This window comes from Anaerolineales bacterium (assembly GCA_003105035.1).
Taxonomy (GTDB): Bacteria; Chloroflexota; Anaerolineae; order Anaerolineales; family UBA4823; genus FEB-25.
Window position 1 is genome coordinate 90,463 of record PQAL01000013.1, and the last position, 21,339, is coordinate 111,801.

Consider the following 21,339-nt stretch of genomic DNA (forward strand, 5'->3'; position numbering starts at 1 on the left):
GAAAATCAAAACATGTGATTCTCAGATTAATGGAAATACATCCTATGATATCCAGGCTTATCGAAGGTACTAGACAAAATCATAAGATTGGGTATTAATAAAACGAGATGATGATTTTAAAGCTACCACCTCCCAAACGCTTGTTTGGGAGGTGGTATATATTTTATCCTCGGAACCCATTTCCCCCTGCTCAATTCAGGTGCCCATGCACCTCATACGTCGCGTGATTTTAGCAGAATTCCCCCTAAGCATATAGCTAATGAGTCAGGCGCGTCAAGGTCTTATCCAAATCTGCTTTCTGCTGTGGTGACATCTTTGCCAGGAAATCCGGATGCACGCTTTGAGTGTGCTCTATGGCCTTCTTTTTCACTTCTTCGAGTGTGTTCCCCCTGGCCACGTAACTGCAATTCGTTCCCAAATCTTTACATTCTAATTTCATCATAAAGGTTCTCCACAATCAGATATTATGCTGATATTTGTTCTCGACCTCATGATGACCTTATTGGTCATACAAGACTATCTTACTCCCATTTATCGCATTTGTCAAATGAACAATTGATTAACGGTTGTCGATCAGGGTAAGAAAGGTGCCATCAGATATCTTCGTCAAAACACTGCCATCCGCCGAAATCGTCCATATCTGGTTGACCCCACCCGGATTTCCCACCGAGAAGGACTGCACCAGCAAGGTCTGGTCATCCAGCCAGCCTTGAACGGTGTAATACTCACCTGGACCGCTGGTCAGGATGATATTCGCCGTTCCTCCAGCAGTGTTCCCGATTGCCACCCACCCCTGCTCATCGTCCGGGTTGTTTTTGGCCATAGCAAATGCCACTCGATCACCCGCCGGGCTGAATTGTGTACTGCCCATCACCTTGTAACTCGTAAAACCGGATGGCGCTTGGATTGTGGTCAAAGTGCCGGATTGCAGGTCACGGATAGTAATCATATCTGCAACACAATGATCAGCAACATTCCGATAATCTCCAGAGATGGCGTCCAGGCAGGTCTGGGGACCACTTGGTGAGGCTTGCGGGATGATTTCGGTTACCTCCTTGGAGTGAATATCAACCTTGTACAGGTTCGAAGCGCCTGAAAACAGGATATATCCGCCAATCCCCACCGGTTCCTTGCTGAAGTACAGCGATTGTCCATCAGCTGACCAAGTCTCAGCCACAATCTGTACCGGCGGTTCGTTTGTAGAGCTAATGGTTAAGAGGGTTTCCTGATTCGAGCCATCAGGATTAGCGATCATCAACGCAGAGCTATCAGCGGGATAAAGCTGGGTTCCCCATGCAAGGATTGGCTGTGATCCCAAGCCGCCCCGCCAGATTGCTAACCCGTAGGTGGGGCTTTGAATAAAGGGCAGCTCATGTTCGCCATTGGTATCCACAGCCAAAACTTTTGATTGGGCTGCATCATACACATATGCTATCCCATTGATAGATCCCCCAACTGGTAGAAAACCATTAAATGCTGGATTATACGTTGGGCCAAGGCTGAAATCAGGCGTAAAGGTTGTCACTGCCTGCCCTGGGGTGCGGACCACAAACTGAAGCGTAGCCAGCTGTTGGGAAGCATCCATCACGTTGGTACCATCCAGATTGGCATGGAATTCATACTGCTGGCCAATGGCTTCCATGATGATGCGATAACCATCCACCATCACGTCCGTGCACAGGACGCCAGGAATGACAACATCCAGGCAACCGTTAGTCCAGGTGACTGCTTCAGTGCTAACAATGCTGATTTGGCCAACCGGGATGTTGTACTTTTTTGATAGGGCATCCACTGCAGCTTGCTCCGCAGGGATCATGGTCGCAACGGTCGGTATGGGTGACGCCACTACGGTAGGGCCTGGATAAATGATGGCGGTTGTAGTCGTGGCGGATATTGACCCAGGTGGTGGGTACGAAGCTGAGGGTGTGGCCTGGGTACAGGCAGCTAAAAAGCTCACAATAAGCAAAAATGCAAAAATCGATTTTGTTTTCATCGGTCAATTTCCTTTCACTATTATAACGACCATATCAGAAAATTCGTTCCGTATATGATAAATATTATATTAATAGTCTATATTGTCTTCTAAGCTGGTGATTAATCAGCCAGTATTGATCAGACGAAGAGCTTGTTATTCTCATTAACCCGCGAAAATAAACTGTGTGGCCAGGCATGAGAAAATATATTGGGCAACCTGCGTCATACCATTAAGGGTTGGGGTTCGGTGCTACAATTGTGTGGCTCCAATTCTATGAACTGGAAAGGAGACAAAGTATGAATGAAAAGTCGCTGGTCATTTCGAGACTCGAAGACATTTACAACCGCTGGCAGGAGCTGCTTGCCAGTCTAAATCAAGAGCAGATTGCTACAGCACTCCAGCCCTCCCCCTGGACGACCAAGGATGTGATTGCTCACCTTTGGTTCTGGCAGGAGGCATCAGTGGCGCGTGCCGAGGCTGTACTGCAAGGCAACGATCCACATTATCCCACCTGGTGGGAATTATTCGGCCCGGACCCCAATGAAGATGTCGACCGCACCAATGCCTGGAATTATGAGCGCTGCCGCGAGAAACCCTGGCAGCAAGTGTATGTGGATTGGTCGACCCAGTTTTCGAAATACCTGAAATTGATCGCTCAAATCCCTGATGAAGATTTACTCACTGTGGGAAGATTTAAATGGATGGGGGGCTATTCACTCTCGGCCAGCGTCATGGGTTCATACGACCACCATCAGGAGCACCTGGAAATGCTGACCGCATGGTTGAATGAGCATGGAAAGAGCCCATGAGCACAGCGTCACAAGAAATTCTCACAATTGAAAACCAAATCGAGAATGCGTTGCATGAGCTGGAGCTGCATGAGAAACTTGACGAAGCACTTGACCGCTACCAGCAGTACGGGCAGTTGCTGAGTGCATTAGAAATTGGGCAGGAAGAGCCAGAGTATGCTGACCAGCAAAGGGTGTTGTCCTACTGCCTGATGCGTCAGGGAAATATCCTAAGGCAGCTCGGAAAACCTGATGAAGCCCTACCGTTGAGTGAGCAGGAGATTTTAGCTGCCCGCCGATCTGCAGACGACATCACCCTGGCGAGGGCTTTGATGTCCAATGGCACCAACCTCATCGTTTCTGGGATGATCGACGATGGATTTAAGCTGATCGATGAAGCTAGACAATTGTTTGAACAAGGCAAGAGTTATGACCACCGGCAAGGATTGGGGTGGTACTGGATCCTGGAGGCTGACTTAGCCAATGCCGGTTTGATCAAGAAGGACCCGGTTGACCTGGAAAATATCGCCTCGCAAGCATTGGAAATCCTGGAACCACTCGAGAACTGGCCAGGAGTGGCGAGGGCTTACTCAGCACGAGCGATCGCACGCGAGAAGTTGGGAGACCATGTGGGGGCTAACCTGGACAGAGAAAAACAAGCGATGGCTCAATCTAGGATTGAGGCAGGGGATAGTTAAGGGTACGGCTCACCCCCTAATTGCTCATAGGTAATCATCGAAACTCACTTTTTCTTCAAATTTTGTTCAACGCGATATTTAACCATCTTTCGGATCAGGTCATACGGGATAGGCTGATCTAGGGGAAATTGCACTGCACCTTTTGAGAACTTGTAAGGCAATAGCTCTCCTTTAAATGCTTCGATACCTTCGCCAGTGGGATAAAAACCGATATGGTTCTTATGACCCGCGAACCATACCAGCATTCCTTTTAGATAAAAACCCGGCATCTGATAGCTGATCTTCTCCACGGCCCCTGGAGCGGTTTCTTTGATCACTTCCCTGACCTTTTGGAGAATTAATTGCATTTCTTCGGGAAATTGAGCGATATACTCATCGATCGTTTTTGAGGCTTGGGTAGCACTTTGCATCACGATTTCCTTTCGGTAAACGGTCCTCAGCAATTATATCTGACTGGTTATATATTTTGCATCCTCACCCACACCACCCATTAATGATGACGTGAGACCGGTCTGAAAGTGTAGGCCCACAAAGAACAGTCCAGGTGCATCACCAATGACACCTCGCTCGTGAAACGGGTGACCTGAGCTGTCAAATATTGGCAAGTCGATCCACTGGTAATCAGGCTTGAAACCTGTCGCCCAGATCACACTGTCTGCTGCCAGGATACGCCCCCCTTCCAGCTGGGGTTTACCGGAGACAGCTCCTGCGAGGCGAGGTGTAAATTCCACTCCGGATGCGCGAATTTCTTCACGCCGAGCACGAATCAACGGGTTGCCATGGGTGAGAACGTTAGATTTCATCCGCCTCCCAAGCGGTGTGTTAATGGTCATGACATGCCGCATGAACCACCAGTAAGGCTTGCCTCCAAGAATTTTTCCAAACGTATCAGCAGGGATACGTCCAACATCTCTTCCAGCCAGCCAAACATTTATACCGGCCCTAGAAAGCTCCGTGGCAATTTCAGCTCCAGAATTTCCCGCTCCTACAACCAAGATATTTTTCCCCTGGATATTCCCAGGATTATGGTAATCATCAGAATGCAGCTGAAAAATATCTGGGGATAACTGCTGGGCGATTGGGGGGATAAAGGGGGTATGAAATGCTCCTGTGGCAACAACGACATGATCGGCATGGTAGCTCGTGTCGCCAACGGAAATTTGATAGCCTGACTCATTACGCGCCAGCCTGGTCACCTTTGCACCTTGCTGGATTGGCAGCTGATATCTCCCGGCATAAGCCTCAAGATAGGCTGCAGCTTCATCCTTGGTAGGAAAGTCAGATGCCTCACCGGGAAATTTCATGCCCGGCAAGTGGTTGCTGTGGTTTGGGGTGAACAAGCGTAGACTATCCCAACGTTTACGCCAGGGTGTGCCCAACCTGGGATTTTCATCTAAGATGAGATAATGTTTTCTCTGTTGGCTAAGAAAATAACCAGTGGCCAAACCTGCCTGCCCACCCCCAATTACAACCGTATTAAATTGCTCGTCTCTTGACATTAATGTCCACCTCTAATATAATATAGTCTAACTCTAATGAATATAGGTATACTACACAACATGACCGATGTCAATACTCAGACAAAAATCTCCCACCGACAGCGACAAGCTCAGGAAACACGCAAGATGATCGTGGCTGCAGCGCAGGAATTGTTCCTGGAACAAGGCTATATCTGCACAACCATTGATGCGATTGCCGAGCGAGCCGGTGTGGCTACCAGCACAGTTTATGCAATTTTCGGCTCGAAGCGGGGCATCCTTCGGGCAATCCGCGATTCGTGGCATGAACGTACCCATATCAGAGAAGTGTTGAACAGCAGCCAGGCTTCAGCCAGCCCGGAAGAACGGCTTGATCAACTGGCTGAGGCGACCCGCAAGCAGTGGGAAATGGGTGCGGAAGTAACCGCCATCTATACCGGTGCCGCAGCAGCCGATCCTCGGGCAGCTGCAGAGCTGACCCAAGCCTTGATCGGGCGCAGGGAAGGTTTGCAGACCTTCGCGAAAAGCCTGGAACCGCACCTGCGAGCAGGGCTGGATGCAACCCATGCAGCTTCCATCCTGCAGGCACTGTGCCTACCCGAAGTCTTCGATGAGCTGGTGAGGCACTCTGGCTGGTCAATTGATGAATACCAAATTTGGTTGGTGAAAACGTTAAAAAGTCAGCTTTTGAAAACCTAGGAGTTTCCTATGATCAGAATAAAACGGGTGTATACCCCTGCCAAAACAGAAGATGGGCCGCGGTTCTTGGTGGATCGCCTGTGGCCAAGGGGTATCAAAAAGGAAAATTTAGTGATCCAGGCCTGGTTCAAACAAGTTGCCCCAAGCAATGAATTACGCCAATGGTATGGACACGACCCTGATAAGTGGTGTGAATTTAATGAGAGGTACTTCAAGGAACTGGATGATCATCCAGAAACCTGGCAACCTCTGCTTGAAGCCGCGCGAATGGGTGATATCACGCTGCTCTTTAGCACTACAGAGCTGGAGCGTAATAATGCCGTCTCCCTCAGAGCCTATCTCGAAAAACAGCTGAAATCAGTGAAGTAGAATGACAGTTCTCAATCGTCCCCAGGTAGTGATCATCGGGGCAGGTTTCGGCGGTTTATGGGCCGCAAAGACACTGGCTTGTTCAGGGGTGGATGTGTGGTTGGTGGATCGGAATAATTACCATACTTTCTCTCCCTTGCTCTACCAGGTGGCAACTGCGGAGCTTGAGCCGGATGATATTATCTACCCGGTGAGGAGCATCTTTCATAAATATCCAAATGTCCATTTTGTATTAGGCGAAGTTACCAGCATTGATGCGCTCCAAAGGGTAGTGAACACCCAACAACGCCGTATCGGATATGACTATTTGCTATTCTCGCTGGGTAGTGCAGTGAATTACTATGGCATCCATGGTGCCGCAGAACACACCTTCCCCCTGAAGGATATGGATGATGCAGTCCGGTTACGCAACCATATCTTGTGTAAGTTTGAAGCAGCCAATTATGAAGTGGATAAAGAAATACGCCGGCAGATTCTAACTTTCACGATCGTGGGCGGTGGGCCTACAGGGGTTGAGTATTGCGGGGCCCTGGCTGAACTGGTTCGTAAGCCCATGGAAAGGGATTATCCCAGCCTCGATATGAGTCAGGTGCACATCATTTTACTGGAAGCGACGGGAAGTCTGCTCACCGGCCTCCCCAAACGCCTGCATCAATACACACTCGATCGTCTCACCAGGATGGGCGTAGAAGTGAGGCTGAATTCACATGTCCAGCAGATCACATCAACTGCTGTGACACTGAATGATGGTCAAATTATCCCGACTGAAACCGTGGTATGGACAGCAGGAGTACAAGGCGCAGGATTGAAACAACAGTGGAAATTCCCCACTTTACCCAATGGGCAAGTAAACCTCTTGCCGACCCTACAAGTGCCTGATTACCCTGAAATTTATGTGGTTGGTGACCTGGCTCATGTGAAGGAAGATAGGCGCAACCTACCAATGGTTGCACCGGTCGCTACACAGGAAGGTACCTGGGCAGCCCAAAATATCCTCCGGCAGGTTAAGGGTAGCCTTCCTCTGCCGTTTCGATACAAGGACCAAGGCACGATGGCTGTCGTAGGAAGGAATGCCGCCGCGGTCCGCCTGGGTTCCGTCACTTTCACCGGGTTCCTTGCCTGGATCATCTGGGCACTTATCCACCTGTATCGGTTGATCGGATTCCGCAACCGCCTGCTGGTGTTCCTCAATTGGTCGATGGACTACCTCTTGTATGAGCGAGTAGTACGCCTGATTACCCCTTTGCCAGAAAACGACGCTATCAAAAACGGATGCCTGGAATGAATGTTCCCCAGATAAGCACCTTGTTTCTTGATATCGGCGGCGTGTTGCTTACCAATGGTTGGGACCGTACTGCACGCCAGCAGGCAGCTGAGCATTTTCAATTGGATCATGCGGATCTTGAAGAACGCCATCACCTGACTTATGACACATACGAAGCAGGCAAGCTCAGCCTGGCTGAATACCTGCGGAGGGTGGTCTTTTACCAGCAACGCCCCTTTTCGATGGACACATTCAAAGAATTTATGCTGAGCCGCTCGCAATCCTTCCCAGAGACGATTCAGCTGATCCAGGCTATAAAAAAGAAATATCGAATCATGACTGTAGCCGTGAATAATGAGGGTAGGGAAATCAACGATTACCGCATTCGGACATTCCAGCTGAACGAGACAATTGATACGTTTGTCTCATCCTGTTATGTGCATTACCGTAAACCCGATCTGGATATCTATCGGATTGCATTGGATATAGCACAGGCACAGCCTGAAGCGGTGGCATATATTGATGATCGTGCATTATTCATTGAAGTAGCTGGCAGCCTGGGTATCCATGGCATATTACACACCGATGTGGCCACCACGCGAGGTCGGCTGGCTGAGCTGGGTTTGAAAATATAGGGTCTCGCTGGGATTTACAAGGAGAAAAAAAAATGACTGAAGGAAATTACCGTATAGGCATGGTAGGGTTGGGGGTGATGGGCCGAAATTTGCTGCTCAACATGGCAGAACACGGCTTCAGGGTGGCTGGCTATGATAAAGATCCAGAGAAAGTCCAGCTTTTAAGTTCTGCGGCAGGTGGGCTTCCCATTCAGTCAGCAAAAGATGTGGCAAGCTTTGTTTCATTACTCCAGGTGCCACGCACAATAATGCTTCTCGTACCAGCCGGGCCGGTTGTCGATAATGTCATCCATGACTTGTTGCCATACTTGCAAATTGAAGATACGATCATCGACGCAGGCAACTCACACTTTACCGATACGGACATACGCGAGACAACCCTGATAGCGAAAGGATTGCACTTTTTTGGAATGGGAGTTTCAGGCGGAGAGGAGGGGGCTCGATATGGACCAAGCATGATGCCTGGTGGTGCCCAAGCAGCTTATCAGCGCGTGCAAGATATTCTTGAGGCAACTGCTGCGCATGTGAATGGAACACCCTGTGTTACCTACCTGGGGCCACACTCGGCAGGCCATTATGTAAAAATGGTCCACAATGGCATTGAATATGGAATCATGCAGCTGATCGCTGAGACATATGACCTGCTGAAGCGCGGGGGAGGGCTGAATGATGATGCACTCGGTGAGCTATTTTCATCCTGGAACGCAGCTGAGTTGAACAGCTACCTGGTGGAGATCACCGCCGACATTTTTAGGAAGGTGGATGAGGTCACCGGCAAGCGCCTGGTGGATGTAGTATTGGATGCCGCTCACCAGCTTGGCACGGGTATGTGGACGTCCCAGGACGCCTTCTCTCTGCATGTGCCAACCCCCACCATAGACACCGCGGTATCGATGCGTAACCTCTCGGGGATGGAATACCAGCGGCATGCCATCAACCAGAAATTTGGGAGTGTGGTAAGCCAGCTTCCAGGTGACCCCAAAGCAATCATCAAGCTTGCCAGGGGCGGTTTATATGCTGCCATTATCCTGACCTACGCCCAGGGATTTGCCCAGCTCGAGGGGGCGTCCAAAGCTTACCAGTACAACTTTGACCTGTCTGCCGTGGCGCGTATCTGGAAGGGCGGATGTATCATCCGCTCTAAGTTGCTGGAGTTTATCCAGGCGGCTTACCAGCAGAATCCCGGATTAATGAATTTGGTGCTTGATCCCACCTTATCAGGGCTGGTTTTGGAGCATATTGAAGAGCTGCGCGGGATGGTTCAAGCTGCCACCGGGATGGGCATCCCCGTCCCAGCCAGTATGGCTTCACTGGCTTACTTTGACAGCCTGCGTTCAAGCCACTTACCTGCCAACCTGATCCAGGCACAGCGTGATTATTTCGGCGCCCACACTTACGAGCGCGTTGATCAACGTGGCATATTCCATACACAATGGACCAAGGAGGAGTGACTGGATGAATGGACTCGAGCTACCTCCCGTAATCATCACCATTTTTGGCGCCGCTGGTGACCTTACCTGGCGTAAGCTGATACCGGCATTCTATAACCTGTATCTGGATCAGCTGATGCCGGAAAAATTTGCCATCTATGGGGTGGATGCCAAGCCTACCAGCCTTGATGACCTGCGTAAACGACTTCTGGAAGGGGTGAATCAGTTTTCGCGGCAAGGAAAAGCCAAAGCCAGCCAATGGAATGAATTTTCCAGCCACATCACAGCCTGCCTGACGGGGGACTTCAGTGATCAGAGCACCTTTGATAAACTTGCCAGGGCTCTAAACGACCAGGATAAATCATGGGGCGAACACGCTGAGCGCGTCTTTTACCTGGCTACTCCTCCAACCGTCGTTGATACTATCGTCCACAACCTGGGGCTGGCGCACCTGGTTCATGATCGTAAACGTGCCCGCCTGGTCTTTGAAAAGCCCTTCGGTCACAACCTGGAATCTGCCCGCCATCTGAACCAGACCCTTTTGAAAACCCTTGATGAAAACCAGATCTTCCGTATCGACCACTACCTGGGCAAGGAGACGGTCCAGAACATCCTGGCGTTCCGTTTCGCCAATGCCTTGTTCGAGCCAATCTGGGATCGGCGGTATATCGACCATGTGCAGATCACCGTGGCTGAGCAGGTTGGGGTGGAACACCGGGGTGGATATTATGATCATTCTGGGGCACTGCGCGACATGATCCAGAACCACCTGCTGCAGATCCTGTCATTGGTGGCTATGGAGCCACCAGCCGCGTTTACCGCAGACGAAATACGCGCCCGTAAAGTCGATGTGCTGCGTGCCATTCGACCCATCCCCATCGACGAGCTGCACCAATTCGCATCCCGAGGCCAATACGGGCCGGGGTGGATAGAAGGAGAACGTGTAGATGGTTACCACAACGAGCCGGATGTGGATCCCCAATCGAACACCGAGACCTTCGCAGCCTTGAAGCTTTTTATCGACAACTGGCGCTGGCAGGATATACCCTTCTACTTACGTACTGGCAAACGCCTGGCTCAAAAAGTCTCCCAGGCTGTCATCCAATTCCGACCGGTTCCGCACCAAGCTTTTCCAGCCTCTGCCAATCAGGACTGGCTTCCCAATCGCCTGGAAATCGTTATCCAACCCGACGAAGGGATTAACCTGCATTTTCAGGCCAAAGTACCAGGAGTAGATTTACGACTGAGCTCACAAGAAATGCGTTTCCGATACTCTGATGCTTTCCATACCAGCCCGCCAGAAGCATACGAAACCCTACTTTTGGATGTAATCCGGGGTGATGCGACCCTGTTCATGCGTGCCGACCAGGTGGAAAGCGCCTGGTCAGTCATTGCACCGGTCCTGGAAGTTTGGGAAAACGTGGCACCCTCTGACTTCCCAAATTATCCCAGCGGTAGCTGGGGGCCTCCCAGTGCCGAGGCTCTGATCGCCCAGGATGGCCGTAGGTGGCTCCAACCCATGTTTCTTGATCAACCCAAAACAGGAGGATGAAATGATCCGTGTTTTCAATGACTTGGAAGCGCTGAGCCAGGCTGCCGCCGAGCTATTCATGCTCCAATCACGCCAGGCCAGCCTGATCTGCGGACGTTTTTGCGTGGCCCTCTCCGGAGGAGATACCCCTCGTCGCTTATTCGAGATCCTGGCAATGCCACCTTATCGTGATCGAATCCACTGGAGCGAAGTGCATGTCTTTTGGAGTGATGAGCGCTGCGTGCCTGCAGATGACCCGCGCAATAACGCTCTCATGGCGCGCATGGCACTGCTTGACCATGTGTCTATCCCGCCTGAGAATCTCCATCCAATCCATTGTGACCTTTCGCCTCACCAGGCTGCCCTCGATTATGAAGCAGAGCTGAGAAAATTCTTCAGCACGTCCAACCCCGATTTTCACCTCATCTTTTTAGGATTAGGTGCCAATGGGCATATTGCCTCACTTTTCCCACACACCTCCGTGCTTGACGAAAAGGAGCGTTGGGTATCGGAAGTGTACATAGAAGAGCTGGGGATGTACCGCGTAACCTTCACTGCCCCATACATCAACCAGGCCAGCCAGGTGGTTTTCCTCGTTTCAGGGGCAGACAAAGCCCAGGTACTCGAAGATGTGCTGGAAGGTCCATATCAACCAAACCAGCTACCCGCCCAATTAATCCGCCCTGCTGGCAAGCATCCTATCTGGCTGGTTGATAAAACTGCCAGCCATAAGCTAACCATGCGCGAAGAACAGGTCTAGTTTATGGAAAGTCATTGTGATCTCCGTGAAATGGGCACTCGTTAATGCTTGGCGATTCTCCCAGCAACGCTTGAAAAAAGGGCGTCATAATTCCATCTTATATAAGTTCTAAAATAAGCGAGGAAACTTCCTTGGAGGCCTCCTCATAGCCCTGACAATGAAATAATTAACTCTATGACTTTAATCCGATTATTATCCTAAAGAACGTTGGCAGATTTCCACACTATATATAATCAGTTGGACATGGATTATCCTCCTGTAAAGGTCATCGACTGATGCGTACCCTTTCACGCTGGTTCATCAAGACATCATTTATCTATTTCATTCTGGCTCTTCTGGTAGGAGTATTGCTAGGGGTCCAGGCAACCTGGGGTTTCCCCACACCAGCTGTTCCCATCTACCCCACGTATCTCCACCTGATGGCGGAAGGCTGGATCACCATGCTCATCATCGGTGTGGCGATCTGGATGTTCCCCAAATTCAGCCAGGAGAAACCACGCGGTATCGAGGGGTTAGGTTGGGCAAGCTATCTCTTACTGAACACTGGGCTTCTGTTACGCATTATCAGTGAACCCATCATTGGGTCAGATGATTCACGGGCGACATTTTGGGCAGCCATCCTGATCCTGGCAGCGCTACTGCAGTGGTTGGGCGGGATAGCATTTGTGTTCAATGCCTGGGGACGGGTGAAGGTGAAGTAAATGCCACTTTTGAGCAGAAACTTCATACGCCTCTCCCTGGTATACCTGGCACTCGGTTTCACCCTTGGAGCCGTCCTGCTGGTCAATAAGGGTATCCAGATTGACACCCGGGTTTGGAGATTGTTACCAATCCACGCCGAGGTGCTTTTAGTGGGATGGTTCGTTCAGCTGGCGGTTGGGATGGCATACTGGATCCTTCCCAGGATATCAGGCACAGCGCCACGCGGTGCGGTGGGCCTGGCATGGTCAGCAATTTGGCTGATTAACCCGGGTATCATCCTGGTCATCCTTGGATCATTGACCTCAAAACCAATACTCGTGCTGTTGGGCAGGTTGGGAGAACTGGCAGGGGTAGTGTCATTTGTGGCAGGCTCGTGGAAACGGGTGAAAACATTCGGAGGTTAATGGGTTGGCATTACCTCAGATAAACTGATGTCAGGCTTTGCAGGAAGATATAATATACTAGAAAAATGCAAGCATATCTAAGGAGAAAAATCAATGGCAAGCATAACCCAACCCTTGAGGGATGAGCATAAAGACTTATACCCATATGTCGAAACCCTGCGTCAGGCAGGTGATCTGGTGAATGAAAGCCTGACAAGCCAGGCTCATGAACGAATTGAAGAAGCTTACAACTTCCTGACCCGCCAATTATTACCACATGCCCAAGCGGAGGAGAAGGCCCTTTACCCCGTGGTCCAAAAAGTGATGGGAGCAGAACTAGCTACAGCAACGATGAGCCATGACCACATGGAGGTTGCCCGGCTAACCGAAGAGCTGGGAACGCTGCGTGTACACAGATCTCAGCTGTCCATTACCTCGATCCAGGCTATGGCACTTCGGCGCGTATTGTATGGCTTGTATGCCTTGGTGAAGGTGCACTTCGTAAAGGAAGAGGAAGTTTACCTTCCCCTGCTGGATGAAAAACTAACCCCGAAGGAAGCCCATGAGATGTTCGAGAAAATGGAAGCAGCTGCCCACGAAGCAAAATCGCTCCTGCCTGATTAGCAAACCGGTAGAGAAGTAAACACAACATCTTACAGGAATCACCGAAAAAAATGCAGCCAGCTTAAACCTGGAGCTGGCTGCAAGAGTTGATGAAAATATCCTTATGCCGTAGGAAGGATATTTTGATTTATATGGAAGAAATTATTCGGGTCGTATTTGGCTTTTATCTTCGACAGGCGCAAGTAGTTTTCCTTATAACCTGATTCTACAGTGTCGCTGCCTTCATCCATCGCAAAGTTTAGGTATGTGCCTCCTGTTGCATGCGGATGAAGAGCCAACCAGGTATCCTTGGCCCATTTGGTGACACGCTCGTTGTTTATTGGGTCCGGATCCACTCCAATGATCGCCATAGAAAAATTCGAATCACGAAAACCCCACGGCGTTTCATGCGGCCCGACTCTCCCGACAGCACCATTGATGGGGAAAATATGGATTGCAGACAGGCCAGTCGGCAACTCACTGCTACCTTTGATGAGATCTTTTATGGCTTGTTCGTCAAAGCGTTTAAAGATATCTGCTTTCCAATACCACTGGTACCCTGCGGGATATAACGGATCAAACATGCTCTGTAAGGCAGGGAATGGAATTGGTCCAGCCATATCAATAGCTGGCTTTCGGAACTCTCTTACTGGTTTCAGAACCTGCTCGGCATCTTCCAGTGCGCCAGAATAGCACCAAATGACTGCACACATTTTCTTAAGGTGATATTGCTCAGGAAAGTGGGGGCTTGGGGGAATGGTCAAGAAAACAAAGATGCCATAGAGCTCTTCGGGTGCCTTTAGGATCATATCCTGCCAATATGGAAATATCACAGAGGCTTCTTCAATGGACCACATCATTGGGCCACCATAGACGGTCGCCACCGGTCTGGCCTGAAACAGGAAGGAAGTGACAATTCCGAAATTGCCACCTCCTCCGCGCACCGCCCAAAAAAGATCTTCATTTTGCTCCTTGCTAGCGGTCACAAAACAACCGTCTGCAAGCACCAGATCAACACCAAGCAGGTTATCTATAGATAATCCATAGCGACGAGAAAGATAACCCATACCACCTCCCAAGGTTAACCCCCCCACACCAGTGGTCGAAAATGTGCCCGATGGTACAGCCAACCCGAATGGATAAGTTGCATGATCCACGTCACCCAGCAATGCACCACCTTCCACTCGCACAGTCTTCTGCTCTGGATCGACTCGGATTCCACGCATCCGCGAGAGGTCTAGTACCAACCCACCATCCACCGTGCCAAAACCAGGCCCATTGTGAGACCCTCCACGCACAGCTAATTCCAGCCTTTGTTCAGTTGCAAATCCGACTGCACTGCTCACATCCGCGACATCCACGGGACGGACAATCAGCCTTGGATGTTTGTCGATCATGGCATTATAGACCTTGCGAGCCGACTCATATTGCGGCTCGCCCGGTTGGATAAGCTCACCACGCAGCTTCATGCGTAGTGCGGCTAGCGCATCTTGACTGATAGCGGTAGCCTTCATCATCTCAGTTTGCATGTCAGACATGATATTCCTCCTATGAAAATATAGTAGAGAAGGTTTTTCCTTCCCCATTTCCCATTTAGTAGACTGAAGATTACGTTTCTCGCAAACGATACATCTGATGGACAAAATGAACGTCGAAGTTTTTTGCGAGGATTAATCGACCCCTTACTAACAGTAACAATATTATATTATATATATCATACCAAATTTGTCCAGATTATTATTTGCATAATCTTGGTAATAATATTAACCTTTATTCATCTTCGGTCTTACTTTGATCGAAACAGACGAAGCGCGATAAGGTAACCAAGTTTCACGTTGATCACCCCGCAACCTGACCAGGCTTACCAGGTCGGTTCTCACTTACATATTGCGAGGCTTATATCGATAAGGACCGGTCAATTCGATAACGCTGCAACTCTATCCCCCATAAAGAAAGTATGTGCTGATACTCCATCCCGCATTTAACAATGACTCGCTGTGAAGCCAGGTTACCCGGGTGCACCAGGGCGATGATATGCTCCAGGCCTGGCTGACCAAAGCCAAAATTTATGGATGCCTGGGCAGCTTCAGTGGCATAGCCCTTACCCCAAAACGGACGGTCAAGCAGGAAGCCAACTTCAGTCTCATCCAGCTCGGGTAGATACTGCAAACCCGCCCAGCCAACGATCTCGGTTTGCCCTTCGGGCAAGATGCCCCAATCCCCATAGCCATATTTTTCCCAATGCATTTCCTGTTGCTGGATAAAGCGTTGCACCCGGTCCAGCGGAGGTGGATTGGGATTTGGGAAATACCTCAGCACCCCTTCCGATTGGTAGATGCAATACAATACAGGTGCATCGTTCTCATCTAGCGGGCGTAAGGTTAGGCGTGCTGTTTGCATCGATGGATATTCGTCACTCATAATTTGAAGTATCCTAATAATTGGTTTCCAACCTTGTTCCGCCAGGGCTCATACTCTCCAATGCGCTTGGGATCGTTGATTAGCAAGGCTGAAGACCATAACACCATCGTAGCAAACTGAATGGCGATGAAAAGATCAAGCAAGGACCATTGGGTATCGGGCAAGGTCCGAATACTCGAATATCCATCCCAAAACGCATCCCTGATGATCTCCCATTCAGGCCCCCAGGCCCACTCGCATAGGGCAACGGCAATATCCCACATCCAATACCCATAACCACAATCTTCAAAATCGATGGGCAAGGCTCTATTATCCTTGAATAAGATATTCTCCGGGTATAGATCAGCATGGATCAACCCATACGCATCAGGACCTTTACCCAGGCGTTCCATGGCATCCCTACCTTCGCTGGATATCGTGTGGAACGGCTGCTGGAATTTCTCTGGGATCGTAGCAACCACGTCTGCCATCGGGTGCCTGAACATGCTCCCACCCAGCTGAGAATCCCAATCCCAATGGGGGCGATCAAACCCGGCTGGAGGCTGCCATCCGTAAGAAAAAGCGTGCAACCGGGCTACAGTCTGCCCCAACGCCGTAAAATGCTTTGGCTTGAATCTAGCATGTAATCTGCGCCCATCCAGCCAGTGCATCAGTGATACCATCCGGCCAGCTGGAATCCCATCAGTCTTGATTTTTATTACCAGTTCACCATCAGTGTTAGGGACAGGCGCTGGCACTGGTAAACCACCTTCTGTGCTTAAAGCTGCCAGCCAGGCCAATTCAGATGCGATCATATCTGCATCACTTGAGGCAAGGATGCGCAATACGAAACGGTTAGGGACGAAACAATCCGCGATGCCACCCATGGGTATTCCGCCCGGGCAATCCACGCGATAGATAATATTCTGACTATACTGAATAAAATTCAGATGTGCGTCCATTAACCCATAGGATTTGAGGCTTTGATTGGCAAGTTTTCGTAGCCTGAATAACCTGCCACGCCTGGAGAGCTCACGAAAAGGCTTCATCTCAGATCATATTTCCATTCGAGGATCCAATACGATGTAACAATATTCCAAGGATTTCCAGAGAGGTTTACTTGAGTGGGTCATCTAAGGAAAATGAGCTGTCTGGGCATGTAACGTTTCAATACAAGGTTAAAAGAGCTCATGCATATACGGTATCATCGCCGCGAACATGGTTCGCATGCCTTGCTGAAGTCGTGAATCAGGGTTGCCCCAACCGCGTAATGGAAAATCCTGTGGGTCATGCGTGCCGTTGATCAAGGCAGATAAACCCTGGATGGTGAGCTCGCAATCTGGCATCGTCGCCCGAGACACCTCGAGCTTGCCTCCCAGCGACTCAAAATGCCAGATTCCTTCGTTCCATGGGCATAATGGATCGACAACCCTGGCAGAAAAACTACCCTCACCGACCTGCATGCCACCCATCATTTCCACATTAAGCACGCGGCACATGGCAGGGCGCACGGCGGCTTCAACCTTGACCTGCAGATCCGACAGCCATGTTTCGGGAAATTCATCAGGAGCAAGCCAGAGCTCAGCCCTGTCAGCCTGGTCGATGTGACGGGCAATCCAATTGAGCAGCAGGTAACGCGCCCGGCTGGTTGCGTAATAAAACCGAGAGGCAATGAAGTTATATTTCGACACTTCTTCACCCAAGGTTCGATACATCATCAGGCCTTCGAGTTGATCCTCAAAAATCGCTTGCGCGATCCAGAACAAGTTCTGGTCAGCGCGTACCCGGTCACCAAAATCGAAGCAGGCCATGCCATGGCAGTGTTGGCGCATTCCAAAAAGATACTGGCGGTATGCATCAAAAGAATCACCGATATACTGCAAGCGAATGTGACCATCTATTTTAAATTTAAGTAACGGCTGCAAGCTAAGTGTGTTGAAATGCACGATCTTGAAAAGTGGGAAACCCACATAGCCCATACGCTCATAAAACGACTCACGGAAGGGATACAGGTCCGAGAATATCTTGCCTTCTTCATGATTGGCAGACAAAAGGCTTTGCATACCCCGCCGGCAATAACCTTTACGCCGCCCAGCCGGCGAAGTAGAAACTCCCCAAATCCCGCTGGCCGGGAATAACTTGCCACGGATATTTTGCGTCAAAGGTGTGCTGGCTACAACAGAAACTGGCTCATCCCCCTCGAATACTGCATAACAGGTGATACCCTGGCGAGCGCTTACGATCGTAAACCATTCCTCTCGATTTTGTAACGGCGGCGAGGGGTGCAGGGCATAGGAATTGAGCATATAAAGTGTTTCAAGCATTTCCTGCCCTTGTAATTGTCGAATGGTTGCTTTCATTGCAATCTCCTTGTTTTCACCAGAGATGATTAATCTAAGTAGCAGGCTGACCAGCGCTCAATCCCAGCGTTTTTCCCACGGCACGGAGAGGTCAAATTCTGGACCGAATACGGACCGGTAAAGGGCATTGGCATGCACTGTACCACCGACGACCATCGCAAAAGTGGCACCGGCTCCCTTCAGCCGGCGGAGACCTTCACAACACAACGCGCTTGCAATACCTCGTCTCTGGTGCTCCGGCACAGTCCCTACTGGCTCAAAATAGCCGCAATTGGTCTCATCATCGTACCAGATCGTGGTAAAAGCTGCCACATCACCGGTTGGTGCGACGGCGACAAGATCCAGGTCGGATCGGTACAATGGCGCAGCCTGAATATTCTGGTACCAGGACCAGTCAGGATCATATTTTTCATCCGGTTCGTCAGGATGAAATGCCCTCCAGGATGCCCAGGACCGCGAAGGTAGCTCCGAAACATCACCCAAGGGTCTTATGATGTATCCGTCACTGATGGATCTCTGAGGCAGGGGTAAAACCAGGCTACGCCGCCACTGGTGCTCAGTCGCATTATGGATTGGAATAAAGCCGCGGGCTTGCAGGATTGCCTGCCGTTGGCTATCGTTTGAATCAGACCAAATCCAGATCACCTGGCCGCCTCGCCGGCTTGGGGCTTGCAAATGGGCTTCTGCATAAGCCACCATCTCATCTTCAAGCTCAGAGGATTTATGTGAGGGATGGACTTGTAAGAACACCTGCCCTCGCTCCTCAGGGTTCAGTGCAGCCGCGATTTGCTGGTCTTCAGTTTCCCAAATAATTACGTCCCGCTCTAAAGAACCATCCCCCAAATTACGTATGCCATGCCACCGCCAGTAATCCAGGCGAATTACCGGCCAGGAGAACATGTGGTGGTCATTCGTTAGAGATACCTGGCGCAGAAAATTTCGAATCCGCCAAAAATCCTCTTCAGATTGGTAAGCACGTCGGTTGAGTATCACCCTAATGCTCCTCATGGATAAATATCATCGAAATGGGCAGAGCTTGTAAGAGCTTTCCAATGCAATTATTTAATTGTTGGTAATACCGCTATTATTTTACCCGTACTTGCGTAGATGGTTCACTCACGACGCACATTCGCCGCGCATGCCCATAAAACTGACTTGACCTGGAAAGGAGTCAGCTCGGGGTGCTTGGCCCGGATCAGGGTGATGATGCCAGCGATATGCGGAGCAGCAAAGCTATTACCTGTGCTGAGCACATATGAGTGATCCTTCCAGGCCACCCGAAGATCAATCCCCGGGGCACCGAACTCCACTGGGGGGGTGGGATTGTAGTAGTAGGTAAACGGGTCTTTCCCTGCATGTGAAGCCACCGAGAATACCGAAGAGTAAAGCGATGGCATACTCGGCTCATCGAAATTACTGGCTGCTGACACTAGCATGACATTTTTAAAATAAGCTTCGTCGGAGAGCGAGTGAAACAGGGCAAAATAATCTTTTTTCGAAGTGCTCAAGCTGAGGTTGACCACATCCATGCCATTTTCCATCGCCCAATCCACTCCAGCCGCAAATTGATATGCCCGCCCGTTCATATTGGTCCCCAATACGCGCACACTATACAGCAGCGCTTGGGGAGCAATACTGTGGATGATGGCAGCGCAGGCTGTGCCATGGCCAGCTACATCGCTAGGCTTTAGATCAGGGATATGACGGATCTTATCCTGGACACTCTCGTCCCATTCAATGATTACCCCACCGCACACCATATCACTCAACGCTGGGTGATCGTACTCCACTCCTGTGTCTACGATGGCAACCTTAACTCCCTGACCGGTTGAACCACCCCAGGCCCATTCGGGAGTGATCTCTGCCATTGGCCCGGAGGAGGTCAATTGACGGATGGCTGCTGAAAGGAATGGCTGAGAATGTGCCGGAAGGATCTGCGCTTCTTCAGTCATTACCAGCTGCCTCCCCTGCTCAGCTGGCGTTGTCGCTGGCTGTACTCCGCGAACGCGGACAGGATTTTCAACCCGGTTTCACGCTCAGCATCTCCCATGCGGAAAAACTCAGCGAACAACTCCACCAGCTTAAGCATATCCTCCTGGCTACCAACGGAAGGAAAAACTTCCAAAACCTCACGTAAATGTTCAGTGGAACCCTCCATATCAACCGCAGCCAATCGCTTAAGGTTCGTCACCAAAACTACGCTCAGGTTTTCGATAATCTGAGCCTGGTTAATCGCCAGAGCAGCCTGACCGGCAAACAGACCAAGCAGTTCCATGTCTTGCATACCGAATGAGGCAGCATTGATCTTATCCAATACCTCCATTACCCCCAACACCTGGTCACCTGCTAGCAGTGGAGTGGCAAGGATTGAGTGGGGTACATAGCCGGTACTTTTAGCAAAATCCTGGTCGAAACGCATATCCTGGGTAACATCTGAGATCGCAATAGGTTGCCCCGACATGGCGACATACCCGGCAATCCCCTGGTTTAGGGGGATGCGAATGCCAACCAGGTCTTTATTCGAAGCTCCATAGGCCACCTTAAATTCCAGAACACCTTCAGCTTCGTTTACCAATAGTATAGACGCCGCAGCTGCTCCGAATATCCGGGCAGCTGCCTCAATGATGGACTTCAAGAGGGCATCCGGGGTTCCCAGCAACGTCACCTTACCCGCGGCTTCCAAGGATTGCAGCAACCGGTGAATCTCATCGACCAGTGGATTATCTTCTTGAGGTTCAGTGGTGTCGACCATTGGCTATTTTCTCCATCTATAGTAGATATCCAATCATACGCGAAAATTCTACAGCGAGCCAGCTAGCTGGTCTGCGCTGCAGAATTTACTTATTTATTCAATGACTTCAGCACAAGGTTAGATGACCTTGTAGCACTCCATTTGAGGATCGTAGATAATCTTGACCCAAACCGGATTGGGGAAGCCAGGTTTTGTCAGCATGCTGACGGGCATTGAGTGAGCCGTGACTTCATCCTCACCAGCCATCCTGACCTCATCGGGTGCGTAGAGCAAACGGTTAGCCTTCACCTCATCGGCGCTGGTCATCTTGACCTCGTCAGGAGCCTGAAACTTCAGCGCCTGGGCCTTGACTTCGTCGGCACCTGTCATCTTGACCTCGTCGGGAGCCTGAAACTTCAGCGCCTGGGCCTTGACTTCGTCTGCGCCGGTCATCTTGACCTCATCAGGAGCCTGAAACTTCTGCGCCTGGGCTTTGACCTCATCCGCACCGGTCATCTTGACTTCGTCCGGGG

24 protein-coding genes are annotated in these 21,339 nt (G+C 50.3%); 12 read left to right on the forward strand and 12 right to left on the reverse strand.

The window, feature by feature from the left end:
• Positions 1-256: 256 nt before the first annotated feature.
• A complete protein-coding gene (locus C3F13_06420) occupies positions 257-442 on the reverse strand; it encodes a DUF1059 domain-containing protein (GenBank protein PWB54647.1) in 186 nt (61 codons plus the stop codon).
• Between the two features lie 117 nt (positions 443-559).
• Entirely contained in the window at positions 560-1,993 is a 1,434-nt protein-coding gene (locus C3F13_06425; protein ID PWB54648.1) for a hypothetical protein, read from the reverse strand.
• A gap of 278 nt (positions 1,994-2,271) precedes the next feature.
• On the opposite strand from C3F13_06425, the gene C3F13_06430 reads away from it, so the two are divergent.
• Together C3F13_06430 and C3F13_06435 are read left to right on the forward strand one after the other, a co-directional pair.
• Entirely contained in the window at positions 2,272-2,784 is a 513-nt protein-coding gene (locus C3F13_06430) for a hypothetical protein (GenBank protein ID PWB54649.1), read from the forward strand.
• A complete protein-coding gene (locus C3F13_06435) occupies positions 2,781-3,461 on the forward strand; it encodes a hypothetical protein (GenBank protein ID PWB54650.1) in 681 nt (226 codons plus the stop codon). The genes C3F13_06430 and C3F13_06435 overlap by 4 nt, the downstream gene beginning before the upstream one ends.
• Before the next feature lie 44 nt (positions 3,462-3,505).
• Here C3F13_06435 and C3F13_06440 read toward each other — a convergent pair whose 3' ends face one another.
• Both C3F13_06440 and C3F13_06445 read right to left on the reverse strand, forming a co-directional pair.
• Positions 3,506-3,871 (reverse strand): hypothetical protein, encoded by a 366-nt coding sequence (locus C3F13_06440; protein PWB54651.1) that lies wholly within the window; start codon positions 3,869-3,871, stop codon positions 3,506-3,508.
• Between the two features lie 33 nt (positions 3,872-3,904).
• Complete coding sequence (locus C3F13_06445; GenBank protein ID PWB54652.1) at positions 3,905-4,960, reverse strand: hypothetical protein; 1,056 nt, start codon at positions 4,958-4,960, stop codon at positions 3,905-3,907.
• A 36-nt stretch (positions 4,961-4,996) separates the two neighbouring features.
• On the opposite strand from C3F13_06445, the gene C3F13_06450 reads away from it, so the two are divergent.
• The 10 genes from C3F13_06450 (at position 4,997) to C3F13_06495 (ending at position 13,336) form a co-directional block, all read left to right on the forward strand.
• Positions 4,997-5,638: a hypothetical protein gene (locus C3F13_06450; GenBank protein PWB54653.1), complete on the forward strand. Its 642-nt coding sequence runs from the start codon at positions 4,997-4,999 to the stop codon at positions 5,636-5,638.
• A 9-nt stretch (positions 5,639-5,647) separates the two neighbouring features.
• Positions 5,648-6,007, forward strand: a complete 360-nt coding sequence (locus C3F13_06455; GenBank protein PWB54654.1) for a DUF488 domain-containing protein — start codon at positions 5,648-5,650, stop codon at positions 6,005-6,007.
• A gap of 1 nt (position 6,008) precedes the next feature.
• A complete protein-coding gene (locus tag C3F13_06460) occupies positions 6,009-7,292 on the forward strand; it encodes an FAD-dependent oxidoreductase (GenBank protein PWB54655.1) in 1,284 nt (427 codons plus the stop codon).
• Positions 7,289-7,906, forward strand: a complete 618-nt coding sequence (locus tag C3F13_06465; GenBank protein PWB54656.1) for a hydrolase — start codon at positions 7,289-7,291, stop codon at positions 7,904-7,906. The genes C3F13_06460 and C3F13_06465 overlap by 4 nt, the downstream gene beginning before the upstream one ends.
• A 32-nt stretch (positions 7,907-7,938) precedes the next feature.
• Entirely contained in the window at positions 7,939-9,357 is a 1,419-nt protein-coding gene (locus tag C3F13_06470; protein PWB54657.1) for a phosphogluconate dehydrogenase (NADP(+)-dependent, decarboxylating), read from the forward strand.
• A 4-nt stretch (positions 9,358-9,361) separates the two neighbouring features.
• Positions 9,362-10,888, forward strand: coding sequence for a glucose-6-phosphate dehydrogenase (gene zwf, locus C3F13_06475; GenBank protein PWB54658.1), 1,527 nt, complete (start codon positions 9,362-9,364; stop codon positions 10,886-10,888).
• Position 10,889: 1 nt separating this feature from the next.
• Entirely contained in the window at positions 10,890-11,627 is a 738-nt protein-coding gene (gene pgl / locus C3F13_06480) for a 6-phosphogluconolactonase (protein PWB54659.1), read from the forward strand.
• A 275-nt stretch (positions 11,628-11,902) separates the two neighbouring features.
• Positions 11,903-12,328 carry a hypothetical protein gene (locus tag C3F13_06485; GenBank protein PWB54660.1) on the forward strand — a complete coding sequence of 142 codons (426 nt, stop codon included), beginning with the start codon at positions 11,903-11,905 and terminating at the stop codon, positions 12,326-12,328.
• Positions 12,329-12,733, forward strand: coding sequence for a hypothetical protein (locus C3F13_06490; GenBank protein PWB54661.1), 405 nt, complete (start codon positions 12,329-12,331; stop codon positions 12,731-12,733). It begins immediately after the preceding gene.
• A 93-nt stretch (positions 12,734-12,826) separates the two neighbouring features.
• Positions 12,827-13,336, forward strand: a complete 510-nt coding sequence (locus C3F13_06495) for a hypothetical protein (protein PWB54662.1) — start codon at positions 12,827-12,829, stop codon at positions 13,334-13,336.
• A gap of 101 nt (positions 13,337-13,437) precedes the next feature.
• Here the strand turns inward: C3F13_06495 and C3F13_06500 are convergent, their stop codons facing one another.
• From C3F13_06500 to C3F13_06535, 8 genes are all read right to left on the reverse strand, one after another.
• A complete protein-coding gene (locus C3F13_06500) occupies positions 13,438-14,829 on the reverse strand; it encodes an oxidoreductase (protein PWB54676.1) in 1,392 nt (463 codons plus the stop codon).
• Between the two features lie 382 nt (positions 14,830-15,211).
• The gene (locus tag C3F13_06505) at positions 15,212-15,736 is read right to left on the reverse strand and encodes a hypothetical protein (GenBank protein PWB54663.1); all 525 of its coding nucleotides are present in this window, start codon (positions 15,734-15,736) and stop codon (positions 15,212-15,214) included.
• Positions 15,733-16,764, reverse strand: a complete 1,032-nt coding sequence (locus C3F13_06510; GenBank protein ID PWB54664.1) for a hypothetical protein — start codon at positions 16,762-16,764, stop codon at positions 15,733-15,735. Before C3F13_06510 ends, C3F13_06505 begins: the two co-directional genes overlap by 4 nt.
• 129 nt (positions 16,765-16,893) lie before the next feature.
• Entirely contained in the window at positions 16,894-18,075 is a 1,182-nt protein-coding gene (locus tag C3F13_06515) for a hypothetical protein (GenBank protein PWB54665.1), read from the reverse strand.
• A gap of 57 nt (positions 18,076-18,132) precedes the next feature.
• Entirely contained in the window at positions 18,133-19,083 is a 951-nt protein-coding gene (locus tag C3F13_06520; protein PWB54666.1) for a GNAT family N-acetyltransferase, read from the reverse strand.
• Positions 19,084-19,187: 104 nt separating this feature from the next.
• Positions 19,188-20,027 carry a serine protease gene (locus C3F13_06525; GenBank protein ID PWB54667.1) on the reverse strand — a complete coding sequence of 280 codons (840 nt, stop codon included), beginning with the start codon at positions 20,025-20,027 and terminating at the stop codon, positions 19,188-19,190.
• Positions 20,027-20,827, reverse strand: coding sequence for a hypothetical protein (locus tag C3F13_06530; protein PWB54668.1), 801 nt, complete (start codon positions 20,825-20,827; stop codon positions 20,027-20,029). Before C3F13_06530 ends, C3F13_06525 begins: the two co-directional genes overlap by 1 nt.
• A 117-nt stretch (positions 20,828-20,944) precedes the next feature.
• Entirely contained in the window at positions 20,945-21,322 is a 378-nt protein-coding gene (locus C3F13_06535; GenBank protein PWB54669.1) for a hypothetical protein, read from the reverse strand.
• Between the last annotated feature and the right edge of the window lie 17 nt (positions 21,323-21,339).